This window comes from Metabacillus malikii (assembly GCF_030813355.1).
GTDB classification, from domain to species: domain Bacteria; phylum Bacillota; class Bacilli; order Bacillales; family Bacillaceae; genus Metabacillus; species Metabacillus malikii.
Genome location: NZ_JAUSUD010000003.1, coordinates 100,462 through 115,667, shown reverse-complemented (window position 1 = coordinate 115,667; position 15,206 = coordinate 100,462). Strand labels below are relative to the sequence as shown.

Below are 15,206 nucleotides of genomic sequence, written 5' to 3'. Positions count from 1 at the left end.
GCTCCTTATGCTTGTTCGTCGGTGCTTTTAACGCCCTTTTCCATTGCCTTCCACGCTAATGTTGCACATTTGATACGTGCCGGGAATTTGGCAACACCTTGTAAGGCTTCAATATCGCCTAAATCAATATCTTCATCATACTCATTTCCTAACATCATGTCAGAGAAAATTTCTGAAAGCTTTAATGCTTGTTCCAAAGTCTTACCTTTAATAGCCTGAGTCATCATTGAGGCTGAAGACATCGAAATCGAACAGCCTTCACCTTCAAACTTTGCATCTTTTACAATTTGGTCTTCAACATCAAGGGTTAAACGAATTCGGTCCCCACATGTTGGGTTATTCATATCGATTGTCAGGCTGTCATTTAGAATCCCTTTATTTCTGGGATTCTTATAATGGTCCATGATAACCTGACGATATAACGTGTCAAGATTAATATGATTAGACATTACCGAAATACTCCTTTGTTTTGATTAGACCTGCAACTAGCTTATCGACTTCTTCCTCTGTGTTATAAAGGTAGAAGCTCGCTCTTGCAGTTGCTGATACTTTTAACCATTTCATAAGAGGCTGTGCACAATGATGACCTGCACGAACAGCAATTCCTTCCGCATCTAGTACAGTTGCGACATCATGAGGATGGACATCATCAATATTAAATGTCACCAACCCAGCACGGTGCTGTGGTCCGTAAATCGACATACCGTCTACTTTACTTAACTGTTCGAGTGCGTATTGGGCTAGCTTATGTTCGTGTTTCTCAATATTATCTAAACCTATTTGCTCTAGAAAATCGATTGCAGCACCTAGACCAATTGCGCCTGCAATAATTGGTGTCCCTGCTTCAAATTTCCAAGGGAGCTCTTTCCATGTTGATTCCTGTAGACCGACAAAATCAATCATTTCCCCGCCAAATTCAACAGGCTCCATATTTTCTAGTAATGCTTTTTTTCCGTATAAAACACCGATTCCTGTAGGTCCACACATTTTATGACCGGAAAAAGCAAAGAAATCACAATCGATATCTTGAACATCTATTTTCATATGCGGTGTACTTTGAGCACCATCAACTACCATGATCGCCCCATACTTGTGTGCAATTGCAGCAATTTCCTTTACAGGATTTATTGTTCCGAGAACATTTGACACTTGCATCACAGAAACAATTTTCGTATTTTCTGTGACTGTCTCTTCAACATCTTGTAAAGAAATCGTGCCATCTTCTTGCAAAGGAATGTACTTTAATGTTGCACCGGTTACTTTTGCTACTTGCTGCCATGGGATGACATTTGCATGATGCTCCATATACGTGATGACAATTTCATCGCCAGCTTTAACATTTGTTAAGCCGTAGCTTTGAGCAACGATATTTAAAGCAGTAGTTGCACCACGAGTGAAAATAATTTCTTCGGTTGATTTTGCCCCGATGAATTTTTTCACTTTGTCCCTAGCACCTTCGTAGCCATCTGTCGCTTTTGTTCCTAGTGTATGCACACCTCTATGAACATTAGAATTATATTCACGATAATAAGTAGATATAGTATCAATGACAGATTGCGGCTTTTGAGAGGTAGCAGCACTATCTAAATAAACGAGGTCTCTGCCGTTTACTTGTTGGTCCAAAATCGGAAAGTGCGAACGAATATCTTTGATATCCATTACTGAACTTTCCTTTCAATTACCTCAACTAATTGCTTTTTCACACCTTCGATTGGTAATTCCTTTACAACTGGTGCTAAGAAACCGTGAATGACTAAACGCTCTGCTTCAGTTTTAGTAATTCCACGACTCATTAAATAATAAAGTTGAATTGGATCCACACGGCCTACTGAAGCAGCATGTCCTGCTGTTACGTCATCTTCATCAATTAAAAGAATCGGGTTTGCATCCCCACGTGCTTTTTCACTAAGCATGAGAACACGTGATTCTTGTTCAGCATTAGATTTTGAGGCACCGTGCTCGATTTTACCAATTCCGTTAAAGATTGATGAAGCACTGTCCTTCATTACACCGTGCTTTAAAATATACCCTTCAGAGTGTTTACCGAAGTGAACGACTTTCGTTGTAAAGTTTTGCTTTTGTTCACCGCGTCCTACAACTACAGATTTTGTATCGCCGTACGAACCATCACCGATTAGGTTTGTGACATTTTCAGAAATCGTGTCACCATCGTTCATTAAGCCTAATGCCCACTCAATTTTCGCATCGCGTCCAGCAACACCACGACGGTTTACATATGTTGTGATACCACTTGCTAACGTGTCAACTGCACCATATGTTACGCGAGCATTTGTATTGGCAAATACTTCAGAAACAATGTTGAACACAGCTGAATCTGTTTCGACTGTAGAAATATAGTTTTCTACATATGTCACAGAGCTGTTATCTTCAGCAACGACAATTACGTGATTAAATAATGTTGTATCGGCATTGTCATGAACAAATACTGCATGAATTGGCTCAGCAACTTCTACATTTTTCGGTACATAAACAAATACTCCACCGTTAAATAACGCAGCGTGTAATGCAGTTAAACGATGCTCGTCAACTTTTACTCCGTCCTTCATAAAGTACTTTTGTAAAAGGTCCGAATATTCTTTTGCTGCAGTATGAATATCTGTTAAGATAACACCTTGTGCCTTCAAATCATCTGCAAGAGATGTGTAAGCTGGCGTATTATTTAATTGAACATATAAGTTATTTGTAGATGAATCTGCATCAATTAATGCTTTTACATCTTCGTGTAAATCATTTAATGATTGAACTTGTGAACTTTCAACTGTATGCTCTTTGAATTCAGTGAAATTCCATTTATCAATTTTTGTTTTATCAGGTCTTGGCATCGGTAAATCTTCTGCTTTAGCAAGAGCATCTAAGCGGAGATTTTTAAGCCAATCCGGTTCACCAAGCTGACTTGAAAAGCTTGCGACATAATCCTGATTGATCGTTTTCGTTTCCATCATCTCTACTCCCCTTTTTGCTTAAGATTCTTGCCCAACAGTTTCGTCTTCGATACCTAATTCTTTTTTAATCCAGTCATAGCCTTCTGCCTCAAGACGTTGCGCTAGTTCAGCACCACCAGATTTTACAACACGACCTTGCATCATTACATGTACCTTATCAGGTGTAATGTAGTTTAATAAACGTTGGTAGTGAGTAATCATTAAGCATCCGAACTCTTCGTTTCTCATTTTGTTAATACCTTTTGCGACAATTTTCAATGCATCGATATCTAGTCCAGAGTCGATTTCATCAAGAATTGCAATTTTTGGCTCAATCATCATTAATTGAAGAATCTCATTACGTTTCTTTTCTCCACCTGAGAACCCTTCGTTTAAATAACGTTGTGCCATATCTGGATCCATTTCTAATTCTTCCATATTTGCGTCCATTTTACGGATAAATTTCATTAAAGAAATTTCATCGCCTTCTTCACGACGAGCATTGATTGATGAACGTAAGAAGTCAGCATTTGTTACACCGCTAATTTCACTTGGATATTGCATTGCTAAAAATAGACCTGCACGTGCGCGCTCATCTACTTCCATTTCAAGAACATCTTCACCATCTAAAGTAATGCTGCCTTTTGTTACTTCATATTTTGGGTGACCCATAATTGCAGATGATAAAGTTGATTTTCCTGTTCCGTTAGGCCCCATGATTGCATGGAACTCCCCGCCTTTTATTTCAAGATTTACACCTTTTAAAATTTCTTTTCCGTCAATTTCTACGTGTAAATCCTTAATTACTAATGTAGACCCTGCCATAACAATACCTCCATGATATATAAAGTTTAACTAATTCTCATTTTATTCTCATTCTAATATTATAACAAATGAAAAGTGAACACAACCTTTAAGGATTTTAGTCGAAATATGTCTGAATATTCCATATACTCAAGTAGCCAGTTAAAGTTGATAATGGCTTATTAACAGAGCACGACTTTAAGACCCATTTATGTTCGATCACCTTCATTAGTTTTCACAACGTAGAAGAAAACATTCTCACCCTGAAATTGTTTCCTATTTGTTAAATAGGAATCGTTTGTTGTTCCAAAATACTTAAGGGTATAAACACTCGTGAATCTGAACTATAAGAGCAGAGCACTTAAAAAACACCTTATTTAAAGGAACATTTTTTCCTTTAAATAAGGTGTTTTCTAAGGTTATTTCTTCGTTTGTTTGGTAATTTTAGCATATAATGATTGACTTTTGCGATAGTCATTTTCTCTTGCACGTTCTACATCCATCCGTTTCTCATGCTTACGTGCGTATTCGGCATAGCCGATTCCATGTGAATGATGCATCGCTTTTTCCATGTCTGTCGTAACATGGAGGTCAAGTAGTTCATGTGCTGAATGAATAATAAATCATCCCTTTCTGTTTTTCTATCAAAAGCTTAACAAGAAATATGACAATGCTCAAATCGGATATTTGAAGTTAATGGCAATTCTCACTAGTGATATTGTTGTTTTTCTAGCCTTTTACCTTCTTTTTATAAAATAGCTTTTATATGCTTCTATATACTCACTTGGAGTGTGATTATAATTATCCTAACTCGCGTCCTCCTCAAGAGTTTCGGATCAGCTCCAGACACCCCTTAATGATTGTTAGCAAAAAAACATGCATCATTGGAAGGATTCCAATGATGCATGTCTTTAACTAATTATTCATCTTTCCCAACAGGAATAACAGAGCCTTTATATTCTGATTCAATGAATGATTGAATTTCTTCAGATTTTAATACTTCTACTAATTTTTTAATGTTTTCGTTATTTTCATCTTCTTTACGAACAACAATTAAGTTAGCTGGAACGACGTCACTACCTTCGAATGCAATACCTTCTTCAAGGTTCACGTCACCTTCTAATGCATAGTTTGCATTGATAACAACTGCGTCACCTTCTTCATTATTAAATGAAGTTGCTAGAAGCTTTGCCTCGATACGTGTTGAGAAATCTAACTTTTTAGGATTTTCTACGATGTCTTCAACTCGTGCATTTTCGCCAACGCCTTCTTTAAGCGTGATTAGACCAGCTTTTTCAAAAATCGGAAGGATACGGCCTTGGTCACTATCAGATGTACTAATTATGATTTTAGCACCTTCAGGAAGTTCATCTAATGATTTGTATTTTTTAGAATAAATCCCGATTGGTTCTCTATGAATTTCACCAACACTAACAAAGTCATAACCTTTTTCTTCCATCTCTAACGCTAAGTATCCTGGTGTTTGGAAATAGTTCGCATCAAGTTCTTTCGATTCTAATGTTGTATTCGGTAAAATATAGTCCTGGAAAACTTTAACGTCTAATTCAATACCCTCTTTAGCTAAAATTGGTTCCGCCTTTTTTAAAATTTGTGCATGTGGTACCGCAGAAGCACCAACGACAAGTTTAGTTGACTTTTCATCAGCTGCACCTTCGTCTTTGCTAGTCCCGCAGGCAGCTAATGCAACCAACAATAATGATATAAACAATAATGATAATTTCTTTTTCATGTTATTTCCTCCTAGTAATGTTGTTTTTGAAAAGCATTATCTTTTATCAATTACTTTAGTGAGTACATCACCAATAAATTGAATGATAAACACGATAACTAAAATTAATACAGTTGCGACAAAAGTTAGTAATGTATTATTCCCTTGGAAGCCTTCTAAATATGCAAAGTTCCCTAAACCACCTGCACCGATAACTCCAGCCATTGCTGTATAACTAACTAACGCAATCGCTGTAACGGTAATCCCTGATACTAACGCAGGTAGAGCCTCTGGAATTAATACTTTAAAAATAATTTCAAAATTTGATGCCCCCATTGAATGGGAAGCTTCAATGACACCTTTGTCAATTTCTCGAAGTGCAATTTCGACCATTCTTGCATAAAATGGTGCAGAGCCAATAATGAGAGCCGGCAATGCTGCATTAGCACCTAAAATCGAACCTACTAGTAATTTCGTAAATGGAATTAGCAGGACGATTAAAATAATGAATGGGATTGAGCGAAAAATATTAACGAATGTTGCAATGATTAAGTTAACAGGACGGTTCTCCCACATACTTCCTTTACTCGTTAAAAATAAAAGCAATCCTAATAATAGGCCAATAATAAATGTGATCGTAACAGAGATGACTGTCATATATAACGTTTCAAGTGTTGCGGCTAACAAGTCTTCCCACTTAAGTAATTCCAACCATTCATTCATTTTCAATCACCTCCACACCGATTTTATTTTCCTCAATGAAGGCAATTGCTTGATTGATTACTGAGTTTTCACCAATCAATTGAATAAATAATGTTCCATATGCTCCATTTTGTGTCTGTGAGATTTTCCCTTGCAAAATATTCACATTTACATCAAAGTGACGGATTAGGTTTGTAATAAGCGGCTGTTCTGTTGATTCTCCAATAAAGGATAGCTTCAGTACCTTTCCATCAGAGTAATGAGCGCGTAATTGTTCAACTGTCTCTTCTGGCTCAGAATCTTGATTAAGAAATCTTTTTGTAATTTGCTGCTGCGGATTCCTGAACAGTTCTAATACTTCTCCTTGTTCAACTATGTTCCCGGCCTCTATTACTGCTACTCGATTACAAATTTTCCGTACAACATGCATTTCATGGGTAATCAAGACAATTGTCAATCCTAATCGTTTATTAATATCGACAAGTAAATCTAAAATCGAATCAGTTGTTTGTGGATCAAGTGCAGAGGTAGCCTCATCACAAAGCAATACTTTCGGGTTATTCGCCAACGCCCTAGCAATCCCAACACGTTGTTTCTGTCCTCCACTTAACTGAGAAGGATAGGCATCTTCCCTGCCTTCTAGTCCTACAAGCTTTATTAATTCGTTTACACGTTTTAGTCTTTCTTGCTTTTTCACACCGGCAATTTCTAAAGGGAAAGATATATTGTCACGAACTGTTCTCGACCATAAGAGATTAAAATGTTGAAAAATCATGCTGATTTCTAATCGTGCTTGACGAAGCTTGGCACCACGTATCGTATCGATACGATGACCGGCAACTGTAATCGTTCCCTTTGTTGGCTTCTCTAGTCCGTTCAGTAAGCGAATTAAAGAACTTTTTCCCGCACCACTATAGCCAATAATGCCAAAGATTTCGCCCTTTTCAATTTTGAGGTCTACGTTATTGACAGCTTGCACATCACCGGATTTTGTATGATAAACTTTACTAACGTTTTCTAACGTAATCAAGTTGTTCACCTACTTCCAATATTATTATCTAGGTAATAGTATACCAATAAAACAAAAAGCCTTTCTGCATGGGAGCAGAAAGGCACAATAACTTTGTCCTTTCTCCCATCTTTCAAAGCAATACGCTTTGTGTGAATTGGCACCATTTCAGCTGAAACTGACGGTTGCCGGGCTTCATAGGGCACTTCCCTCCACCTCTCTTGATAAGAGAAACATATTATATAGTAATAAAAAATTTAGTCATTTACGATTATTATGTTTGTGATTTTATCAGTAATTTTTTTATGTGTCAATCATTTCAATTCGTTTTATTCGGCAAAAAAATCCTAAAGGTGATATAGAACGCTTTCACCGTTTAGGACTTTATAATGATAATTGATTCAATTTTCTAGTTTTTCCCTTAATGTCCACGTTGCTTAGATTATGCGTAAACCCTACTGTTACCTTTAATCCCTGTTGCCTTAAAGATCGCTTGGTCTAAGTCATCGATAATATCTTGAATGTGTTCAATACCTACGGATAAACGAATTAAGTCTTCCGTTACACCAGAGCTTTTTAACTCCTCTGCACCTAACTGCTGGTGTGTTGTACTAGCCGGGTGAATAATTAAACTTTTAGCATCACCAACATTTGCAACATGTGACCATAATTCCACATTGTTGATAACATTCGCACCTGCTTCACGGCCACCCTTAATACCGAAGACGATAACAGAACCTGCTCCCTTTGGTAAATATTTTGCTGCTAGCTCTTTGGCAGGATGGTTATCAAGTTCTGGATAAAGTACCCATTCAACTGCTGGATGCTCTGTCAAATATTCAACCATTTTTCTCGTGTTTGCAATATGCTCCTTCATCCGAACATGAAGCGTTTCTAAACCGAGATTAAATTGGAAGGAGTTATATGGGCTTATTGCTGGACCTAAATCTCTTAATAGCTGAACTCTTGCTTTAATGATAAAGGCTTGTTCACCAAGCGCTTCTGCATATACTAAGTCATGGTAACTTGGATCAGGTGTCGTAAACCCAGGGAATTTTGGACTGTTCCAATCAAATTTCCCGCCATCTACGATCACACCACCAAGTGTTGTTCCGTTCCCTAACAACCATTTTGTAGCTGAGTGTACGACAATATCAGCACCATGTTCAATTGGTCGACATAAAAATGGTGTCGCAAATGTATTATCAATTATTAACGGAATTCCTGCTTCATGAGCAATTGCTGCAACCGCCTCGATATCTAGAATATCTAAACTTGGATTTCCAATTGTTTCAGCAAAAATAGCTTTTGTGTTTTCAGTTATAGCTAATCTGAAGTTTTCTGGTTCCTTAGGATCAACGAAATTTGTTTTAATGCCGTATTTCGGTAATGTATTTGCAAAAAGATTATATGTTCCACCATAAAGTGTTGAAGCAGAAACGATTTCATCACCAGCACCTGCAATATTTAAAATTGCTAGAGTAATTGCTGCCATTCCACTAGACACTGCTAGACTGCCAATCCCACCTTCAAGTTGAGCAATTCTCTCTTCAAATACAGTAGATGTCGGGTTATGAATTCTTGTGTAAATATAACCAGGTTCTTTTAAACCAAATAAATTTGCAGCATGTTCCGTATCGTTAAAAACATATGCATTTGATTGGTAAATAGGTACAGATCGAGCACCTGTTAACGTATCCTTTTGCAATCCGCCATGGATGGTTACCGTTTCAGGACGGTACTGTTTCTCTGTCATATTGATTCCTCCCTATTATATATACTAGTAGTCTATTAGAAGCCGATTAGGCCGAAAATTCCCTCTATTTCGACTATCTTTATAGTAAACGATTACATCTATGTTATTCAAGTACTATTCCTATTAACTTAATTTTATAATCGCATCAATTTTCAAAAAGTCACGGTATGACCCTTTTATGGTCACTTCTCCAAATGATATCGATTGTTTTAAGCTAATTTGATTCGATAATACCGCTTCAATAGTTTCTGTTTTCCCTTCCATTATAAAGTGTCTGTTAGATTGACTAGAAGAAATCACCTTAGCACCATTTGTTGATAACTCTATTAGTTGGCTTGCACTATGGCTTGGTTTAATTTCCACTAATAAAGTTTTCTTTAATAATGTTGCAAGCAATGTTTTCGCATTATTGACATTTTCAATAAAAGTGTTGATGTACATAAAAAATCCTCCCAATCAATTAAGCTCTTAAATAACTTCATTGAAACTAGGAGGAATCCTTTATTTATTCATCGACAGTTTCTCCGAGATTTTTTATGAATCAATATTTCCCGAGAAATATGTCAGTTTTTTTCTTAACTCCTTCACTTATAGTCGAATTTTTTCAAGCATTCGTACAAAAAGCTGACAGATTGAAATGCATAGATTTGTTCTTTTATGTCACCGTCTTCTATAACTAGTAGACAGGGAACACTTTCAATCCCTAACTGTTTGGCTTCCTTTGGGTAATAATTTAAATTTACAGCATGTACGACCATTGAAGGTAATAACTCTTCTACAATCGTTAGCATTTTTTTCGCAACTTGACATGTACCACACATAGGCGTGTATAAATAAAATACAGCTAGACCTTCTTCTGGAATGTCTAACTGCTTTTCTTCCCATTCATTCATTCGTTCTTTACCTTTCTACAAAAATTTCGCGTTCACATCAATATTTGCACTGAGGAGAACGGATGCTACATGCTGGTCTGGTGCTGTAGCAACTTCTCGATATGCTCGATCGATGTAAAGATGAGAAGCTTCGGGGAACTCTCTTTTAAATTGTTTACGGAGACGGTCACCCGCATCATCAGCATCCACTAATATATATACATCTTTATCATATAGCTCATCAATTAATTCATCTAGCTTCGCCATACTTATTGTTCCGTTTGTACAAATAATTTCTAGCGGTTCATTTACAACAGTTAAAATCTTCTTTTTATCAGATTTTCCTTCAACGATAATGACTTTTTCAACCTCAACTAACGACATAACAATCACCTATTTTTTATAGTAAGTACTTTCTATAAACTATTCGAGTTGTCGAGGTTGTTTCCTTTAATTTTCTAGTTTTTCTTAACGTTTATTTCATCATGCTTTTTTAAGCATAGGCTGTTTTCGTAATCATTGTTGCTTTTAACTAGTTCGATTCAATCAGCATGTGTTTCAACATTGCTAACTAGAAAATAGAAACGACCACAAATTGTATGCGAAAGGGTCTGTCCCTTTCACATATAGAACGTTTTTCTATTGTGAGTGGGAAGACCCTTTTATTTAGCACCAACCATTTTCATCATCGCAGTCGACATACTTTTGGTTTGGCTCAGTTACAACATCTGCATATTGAAAAAATCGACTATCCTGAAATTCATAGCCTTCTTTTAGGTCATAATTATTCTCAGAGACCATTTGTCCAATTTTTTCTTTTTCCAAATATAAATTTAGTTGACCTTCAGCAAATTTTCCTACAACGCGATCGGTAATATCTAATCGTTGTTTTTGTAATGACATTGGACACCCTCCTTTACCTATTTGTAGAGTGCCCAATATCATATGACATCATGCTTACTCAGTCTTCATTTGTCATTTTCACATATTGCTCTGCAGTCATTAACTTTTCAACATCAGCAATATTTGCTGGTTCAACAATAAGCATCCATGCCTTTTCATATGGAGACTCATTTACATACTCAGGACTATCGTCTAAATCTTCATTGATTTCAACGACTGTTCCGCTAATAGGTGCGTATAATTCTGATACTGTTTTTACTGATTCAAGGCTTCCGAATGGCTCGTCCGCTTTTATTTCCGCGCCAACTTCCGGTAATTCAACAAAAACGATATCTCCCAATTCTGATTGAGCAAATTCAGTGATCCCGATTCGAACTTTATCTCCTTCTACTTTCACCCATTCGTGTTCTTCTGAGTAACGTAAATCTTTTGGTGTGTTCATAGTCATTTCCTCCAACATTTAATCATGTATTTTGAGATTATTTTGCATTGTTTCATTAATAGAATTGGATAGCTTTTTACTTGCCACCCCATGTGCGTTCATATTCTTCTTCTTTAAAGCCAACTGTAACATCGTTGTCTCCTGCTGCAATTGGTCTTTTAAGTAACATACCGTTTGATGCCAGCAATTCAAGTTTTTCTTCATCTGACATTGTTGCAAGCTTGTCCTTTAATCCAAGCTCACGGTATACTTGTCCACTTGTATTAAAAAACTTTTTCATTTCGATTCCACTTTTTTCGATAAATGTTGCAATTTCATCTTTACTCGGTGGATTTTCAACAATATGTATTTCATTAAATTGTACGTTATGTTCTTCAAGCCATTTTTTTGCCTTTCTGCAAGTTCCACATTTAGGATACCAATAAAAGTTTATTGACATACACTCACCACCTCATTCGATTTATTATGTCATCTATTTTATCACATCTATATATACAAAACGAATGTGAACGATCTGTATAAGTGATTTGGAGGAAGGCAGTAGGTGAGCTCGCTTCCAATGTTAGGTGGTAGCGTCATAGCTATTGGTGTATACGGTGCATAGAAAAGAGGCTGTTTTTTTAAAAAGGCTGTTTTCGTAAACAATGTTGCTTTTAACTGAGTTGTCGTTTAGGGTTTGTCTCCGCTACAGTACTCACGGGTAGCGGGGTGGGTGGTGAGCCTCATAGCTCCTTGCGGCTACCCGTTATCAAACTTCAGGTCATCTCCCTACGATAAGTCATCATCGATTCGTCCAAGGACTCATCGTGATTCCTTTTTCTCAGTCGATGCCCCTCCAGTTTGTACGTCGATGGGCAAGCCGCCTATGCTTTTCGTACTCCTCAGCGTAAACGCCTGCTCACGTCTCACCTCTCCCACGCATCCCGCAGGAGTCTCGCACTTACGCTCCAACAAACCCATAAAAATGGTTAGTGCAAAAAGCCACAATCTTTTAGAAAAGAGCCTTTTAAAATTAATCCCAGCCTCATTCCTTTAATTATTTAAGCAGTATAAGCATTTTTTTCAATTAACGTAGCAGCAATTTCGCGTTTCTTTTGAATGACGTTAATAGGTGTATGTCGAGTAAACTTTCTTAATGCAGATAACATCATTCTTAATGAATCACCCGTTTCAACTGCAATTAACGTTTCCTTTGCATGTGCTTCAATTTCAAGAAAGGCTTCTTGGCAAAATACTTCTGTATAGAGAAGCTTTTGTTTATTTTTCTCTAAACCAGTTTTCGATATTGCTTTCTCAGTACGTAAAATTGTAGATTCCATCGTATAGACATGACTAACAATATCCGCGATATTTACGAGTATTTCCTGCTCGCTTTGCAAGTTCTTTCCATATTTTTGCGCTGCTAATCCCGCAATGAGAATCCCAATTTTCTTTGCATTGTTTAATAGATGCTTTTCTTGCTCTAACACACCATCACCAGGTTCTTCAGGCATTAGCATCATTAATTCTTCTTGCAAGCTTTGAGCTTTTTGGAATAGTGGCAGTTCACCTTTAAGTGCTTTACGTAAATAAGTTCCTGGAACAAGTAATCGATTGATTTCATTAGTTCCTTCAAATATTCGATTTATCCGGGAATCACGATAAATTCTCTCAACCTCGTATTCGGCCATAAATCCATAACCACCATGAATTTGAACTCCTTCGTCTACAACATAATCAAGCGTTTCAGAACCGACAATTTTGTTTAAAGAACATTCAATTGCATATTCGGCAATTGCACTAGCTACCTCTTGCCGATTCTTTAGCTGTTCATCGGAAAGTTGACTCATCCTCTCTTCAAATAACCCTACAGTACGATAGATAGAGCTTTCCATTGCATACGTTTTTATTGCCATGTTCGCTAGCTTCTCGCCTATCAATGAAAAACGTGCAATCGGTGTATTAAATTGTTTGCGCTCATTTGCATATTTTACTGACAAGTCTATTACACGTTTTGCACCGCCGATCGTACCAACAGCAAGCTTATAGCGGCCTATATTCAAAATGTTAAAAGCAATGATATGACCTTTTCCTAAATCACCTAATAAATTTTCTTTCGGGACAGGAACATCTTCTAATATCAATGTTCTCGTCGAAGAGCCCTTAATTCCCATTTTCTTTTCTTCAGGTCCTGTCGAGACACCTTTAAATCCTTTTTCGACGATAAATGCTGAAAAATGTTCCCCATCTACTTTTGCGTAGACGATAAAAATGTCAGCAAATCCTGAATTTGTTATCCATTGCTTTTCCCCATTTAATAAGTAATGTGTACCTTCTGCATTTAATGTTGCCGTCGCTCTAGCTCCTAAAGCATCTGAACCTGAATTCGGTTCAGTTAATGCGTATGCTGCCAGCTTATTACCTGAAGCAAGATCAGGTAGGTACTTTTGCTTTTGCTGTTCATTCCCAAACAACACGATAGGTAATGAACCTATACCTACATGTGCACCGAAAGACAACGAAAAACTTCCCGCTCTTGAAATTTTTTCGGTTATGAGGGCAGAACTTATTTTATCTAATCCAATACCACCATATTCCTCCGGTACATCGGCACCTAGTAAGCCTAGCTCTCCAGCTTCCTTTAAAAGCTTGACAGATTTATCAAATTGATGGTCTTCAATCGCATCAAGCTCAGGTAATACTTCATTTATAACAAAGTCTTCTGTTGTTTTCGCAATCATCTTATGTTCATCTGTAAAATCCTCTGGTGTAAAGATACGGTCAAATGATACATCTTCGATTAAAAAGCTGCCACCTTTAATAAAATCCTTCGCTGCTTTCGACATGAACATTCCCCCTAATTGTGAATAGACTAATAGTCAAGTAATTCAAACACGCCTGCTGCTCCCATTCCTCCACCGATACACATTGTGACAACACCAAATTGTTCGTTACGACGTTTCATTTCATGGATAAGTGATAACGATAATTTTGTACCTGTACAGCCTAATGGGTGTCCTAATGCAATCGCCCCACCATTTACATTCACTTTTTCTTCGTCTAATTCAAGTTCTCTGATGACCTGGATTGCTTGCGAGGCAAACGCTTCATTTAGTTCATACAAACCGATATCTGATTGTTCTAGTCCCGCATATTTTAGAGCGAGTGGAACCGCTGCCACTGGGCCGACCCCCATTATTTCTGGAGGGACACCTGCAACTGCAAACGACCGAAACTTGGCGATTGGTGTCAATCCCTCAGCTAGTGCTTTTTCCCGGTCCATGACTAATACGGCCGCTGCACCGTCACTCATCTGTGACGAGTTACCTGCCGTTACCGTACCGTTTACTGCAAACGCAGGTCTTAAAGCTGCAAGAACTTCTGCATTTGTACTGACGCGTACTCCTTCATCCATTGTAAAGAGTGAGGTTTCTTCACGTAGCTTATAGTCCGGTCCAACTGATTTATTTACTACAGGAACAGGAACAATTTCATCAATGAATTTCCCTGTTTCAATTGCTTGTGCTGCCCTTTGATGGCTTCTAATCGAGAAAGCATCTTGGTCTTGCCTTGATATTTCAAATCTTTTCGCCACTTGTTCAGCTGTATGCCCCATTCCCATATAGTACTCTGGAGCTGCTTCAGCAAGCTTTGCATTTGGTCTTACGACGTGTCCCATCATTGGAACAAGACTCATGGATTCGACTCCACCTGCTAATACTGTATCCGCATGACCTAACATAATCTTTTCAGCAGCAAACGCAATCGCTTGTAAACCAGACGAACAATAGCGATTTATTGTAATAGCTGGTACTGTATAAGGAAGTCCTGCCAATGCACCGATATTACGTGCGACATTCATCCCTTGTTCAGCTTCCGGCATTGCACAGCCGAAAATTACATCGTCAATGGTCCCCTCATAACCTGCGCGTTTTAATGTTTCTTGAACGACAAGTGCCCCCAAATCATCTGGACGGACTGTCGCTAAACTCCCCTTTTTCGCTTTTCCTACCGGTGTTCTTGCACCTGCGACAATGACAGCGTCTCTCATCCTTAACCCCTCCCTTT

Annotated in this window: 17 protein-coding genes and 1 riboswitch; all 17 genes read right to left on the bottom strand. The window is 37.7% G+C overall.

Annotation, left to right across the window (positions count from 1 at the left end; all coding sequences use genetic code 11):
• Positions 1-5: 5 nt before the first annotated feature.
• Positions 6-449 carry a Fe-S cluster assembly sulfur transfer protein SufU gene (gene sufU / locus J2S19_RS04445; RefSeq protein WP_307337854.1) on the bottom strand — a complete coding sequence of 148 codons (444 nt, stop codon included), beginning with the start codon at positions 447-449 and terminating at the stop codon, positions 6-8.
• The gene (locus J2S19_RS04440) at positions 442-1,659 is read right to left on the bottom strand and encodes a cysteine desulfurase (RefSeq protein ID WP_307337850.1); all 1,218 of its coding nucleotides are present in this window, start codon (positions 1,657-1,659) and stop codon (positions 442-444) included. Before J2S19_RS04440 ends, sufU begins: the two co-directional genes overlap by 8 nt.
• Positions 1,659-2,963, bottom strand: a complete 1,305-nt coding sequence (gene sufD, locus J2S19_RS04435; RefSeq protein WP_370875054.1) for a Fe-S cluster assembly protein SufD — start codon at positions 2,961-2,963, stop codon at positions 1,659-1,661. The genes J2S19_RS04440 and sufD overlap by 1 nt, the downstream gene beginning before the upstream one ends.
• Before the next feature lie 18 nt (positions 2,964-2,981).
• Positions 2,982-3,767 (bottom strand): Fe-S cluster assembly ATPase SufC, encoded by a 786-nt coding sequence (gene sufC / locus J2S19_RS04430; RefSeq protein ID WP_307337844.1) that lies wholly within the window; start codon positions 3,765-3,767, stop codon positions 2,982-2,984.
• A 398-nt stretch (positions 3,768-4,165) separates the two neighbouring features.
• Positions 4,166-4,306: a YuzK family famiily protein gene (locus J2S19_RS04425; protein ID WP_307338442.1), complete on the bottom strand. Its 141-nt coding sequence runs from the start codon at positions 4,304-4,306 to the stop codon at positions 4,166-4,168.
• A 359-nt stretch (positions 4,307-4,665) separates the two neighbouring features.
• Positions 4,666-5,496 carry a MetQ/NlpA family ABC transporter substrate-binding protein gene (locus J2S19_RS04420; RefSeq protein WP_307337841.1) on the bottom strand — a complete coding sequence of 277 codons (831 nt, stop codon included), beginning with the start codon at positions 5,494-5,496 and terminating at the stop codon, positions 4,666-4,668.
• A 36-nt stretch (positions 5,497-5,532) separates the two neighbouring features.
• Positions 5,533-6,198, bottom strand: coding sequence for a methionine ABC transporter permease (locus tag J2S19_RS04415; protein ID WP_307337837.1), 666 nt, complete (start codon positions 6,196-6,198; stop codon positions 5,533-5,535).
• The gene (locus tag J2S19_RS04410; RefSeq protein WP_307337834.1) at positions 6,191-7,207 is read right to left on the bottom strand and encodes a methionine ABC transporter ATP-binding protein; all 1,017 of its coding nucleotides are present in this window, start codon (positions 7,205-7,207) and stop codon (positions 6,191-6,193) included. Before J2S19_RS04410 ends, J2S19_RS04415 begins: the two co-directional genes overlap by 8 nt.
• A gap of 102 nt (positions 7,208-7,309) precedes the next feature.
• A riboswitch (SAM riboswitch) is annotated at positions 7,310-7,417 on the bottom strand.
• A 211-nt stretch (positions 7,418-7,628) separates the two neighbouring features.
• Positions 7,629-8,942: an O-acetylhomoserine aminocarboxypropyltransferase/cysteine synthase family protein gene (locus J2S19_RS04405; RefSeq protein WP_307337832.1), complete on the bottom strand. Its 1,314-nt coding sequence runs from the start codon at positions 8,940-8,942 to the stop codon at positions 7,629-7,631.
• A 123-nt stretch (positions 8,943-9,065) separates the two neighbouring features.
• Entirely contained in the window at positions 9,066-9,383 is a 318-nt protein-coding gene (locus J2S19_RS04400; RefSeq protein ID WP_307337829.1) for an SCP2 sterol-binding domain-containing protein, read from the bottom strand.
• Between the two features lie 143 nt (positions 9,384-9,526).
• Positions 9,527-9,835 (bottom strand): thioredoxin family protein, encoded by a 309-nt coding sequence (locus J2S19_RS04395; RefSeq protein ID WP_307337827.1) that lies wholly within the window; start codon positions 9,833-9,835, stop codon positions 9,527-9,529.
• A 15-nt stretch (positions 9,836-9,850) separates the two neighbouring features.
• Positions 9,851-10,198, bottom strand: coding sequence for a toprim domain-containing protein (locus J2S19_RS04390; RefSeq protein WP_307337824.1), 348 nt, complete (start codon positions 10,196-10,198; stop codon positions 9,851-9,853).
• A gap of 282 nt (positions 10,199-10,480) precedes the next feature.
• Complete coding sequence (locus tag J2S19_RS04385) at positions 10,481-10,717, bottom strand: YusG family protein (protein WP_307337821.1); 237 nt, start codon at positions 10,715-10,717, stop codon at positions 10,481-10,483.
• Positions 10,718-10,775: 58 nt separating this feature from the next.
• A complete protein-coding gene (gene gcvH, locus J2S19_RS04380) occupies positions 10,776-11,159 on the bottom strand; it encodes a glycine cleavage system protein GcvH (RefSeq protein ID WP_307337817.1) in 384 nt (127 codons plus the stop codon).
• Positions 11,160-11,235: 76 nt separating this feature from the next.
• Positions 11,236-11,598, bottom strand: coding sequence for an arsenate reductase family protein (locus J2S19_RS04375; RefSeq protein WP_307337814.1), 363 nt, complete (start codon positions 11,596-11,598; stop codon positions 11,236-11,238).
• Positions 11,599-12,199: 601 nt separating this feature from the next.
• A complete protein-coding gene (locus J2S19_RS04370) occupies positions 12,200-13,984 on the bottom strand; it encodes an acyl-CoA dehydrogenase FadE (RefSeq protein ID WP_307337811.1) in 1,785 nt (594 codons plus the stop codon).
• A gap of 26 nt (positions 13,985-14,010) precedes the next feature.
• Entirely contained in the window at positions 14,011-15,189 is a 1,179-nt protein-coding gene (locus tag J2S19_RS04365) for an acetyl-CoA C-acetyltransferase (protein ID WP_307337809.1), read from the bottom strand.
• Between the last annotated feature and the right edge of the window lie 17 nt (positions 15,190-15,206).

What these genes read in the sequence shown, in the direction of transcription:
- sufU (WP_307337854.1), bottom strand. Translation starts at nt 449, where the DNA reads ATGTCTAATCATATTAATCTTGACACGTTATATCGTCAGGTTATCATG.
- J2S19_RS04440 (WP_307337850.1), bottom strand. Translation starts at nt 1,659, where the DNA reads ATGGATATCAAAGATATTCGTTCGCACTTTCCGATTTTGGACCAACAA.
- sufD (WP_370875054.1), bottom strand. Translation starts at nt 2,963, where the DNA reads ATGATGGAAACGAAAACGATCAATCAGGATTATGTCGCAAGCTTTTCA.
- sufC (WP_307337844.1), bottom strand. Translation starts at nt 3,767, where the DNA reads ATGGCAGGGTCTACATTAGTAATTAAGGATTTACACGTAGAAATTGAC.
- J2S19_RS04425 (WP_307338442.1), bottom strand. Translation starts at nt 4,306, where the DNA reads ATGCATCATTCACATGGAATCGGCTATGCCGAATACGCACGTAAGCAT.
- J2S19_RS04420 (WP_307337841.1), bottom strand. Translation starts at nt 5,496, where the DNA reads ATGAAAAAGAAATTATCATTATTGTTTATATCATTATTGTTGGTTGCA.
- J2S19_RS04415 (WP_307337837.1), bottom strand. Translation starts at nt 6,198, where the DNA reads ATGAATGAATGGTTGGAATTACTTAAGTGGGAAGACTTGTTAGCCGCA.
- J2S19_RS04405 (WP_307337832.1), bottom strand. Translation starts at nt 8,942, where the DNA reads ATGACAGAGAAACAGTACCGTCCTGAAACGGTAACCATCCATGGCGGA.
- J2S19_RS04400 (WP_307337829.1), bottom strand. Translation starts at nt 9,383, where the DNA reads ATGTACATCAACACTTTTATTGAAAATGTCAATAATGCGAAAACATTG.
- J2S19_RS04395 (WP_307337827.1), bottom strand. Translation starts at nt 9,835, where the DNA reads ATGAATGAATGGGAAGAAAAGCAGTTAGACATTCCAGAAGAAGGTCTA.
- J2S19_RS04390 (WP_307337824.1), bottom strand. Translation starts at nt 10,198, where the DNA reads ATGTCGTTAGTTGAGGTTGAAAAAGTCATTATCGTTGAAGGAAAATCT.
- J2S19_RS04385 (WP_307337821.1), bottom strand. Translation starts at nt 10,717, where the DNA reads ATGTCATTACAAAAACAACGATTAGATATTACCGATCGCGTTGTAGGA.
- gcvH (WP_307337817.1), bottom strand. Translation starts at nt 11,159, where the DNA reads ATGAACACACCAAAAGATTTACGTTACTCAGAAGAACACGAATGGGTG.
- J2S19_RS04375 (WP_307337814.1), bottom strand. Translation starts at nt 11,598, where the DNA reads ATGTCAATAAACTTTTATTGGTATCCTAAATGTGGAACTTGCAGAAAG.
- J2S19_RS04370 (WP_307337811.1), bottom strand. Translation starts at nt 13,984, where the DNA reads ATGTCGAAAGCAGCGAAGGATTTTATTAAAGGTGGCAGCTTTTTAATC.
- J2S19_RS04365 (WP_307337809.1), bottom strand. Translation starts at nt 15,189, where the DNA reads ATGAGAGACGCTGTCATTGTCGCAGGTGCAAGAACACCGGTAGGAAAA.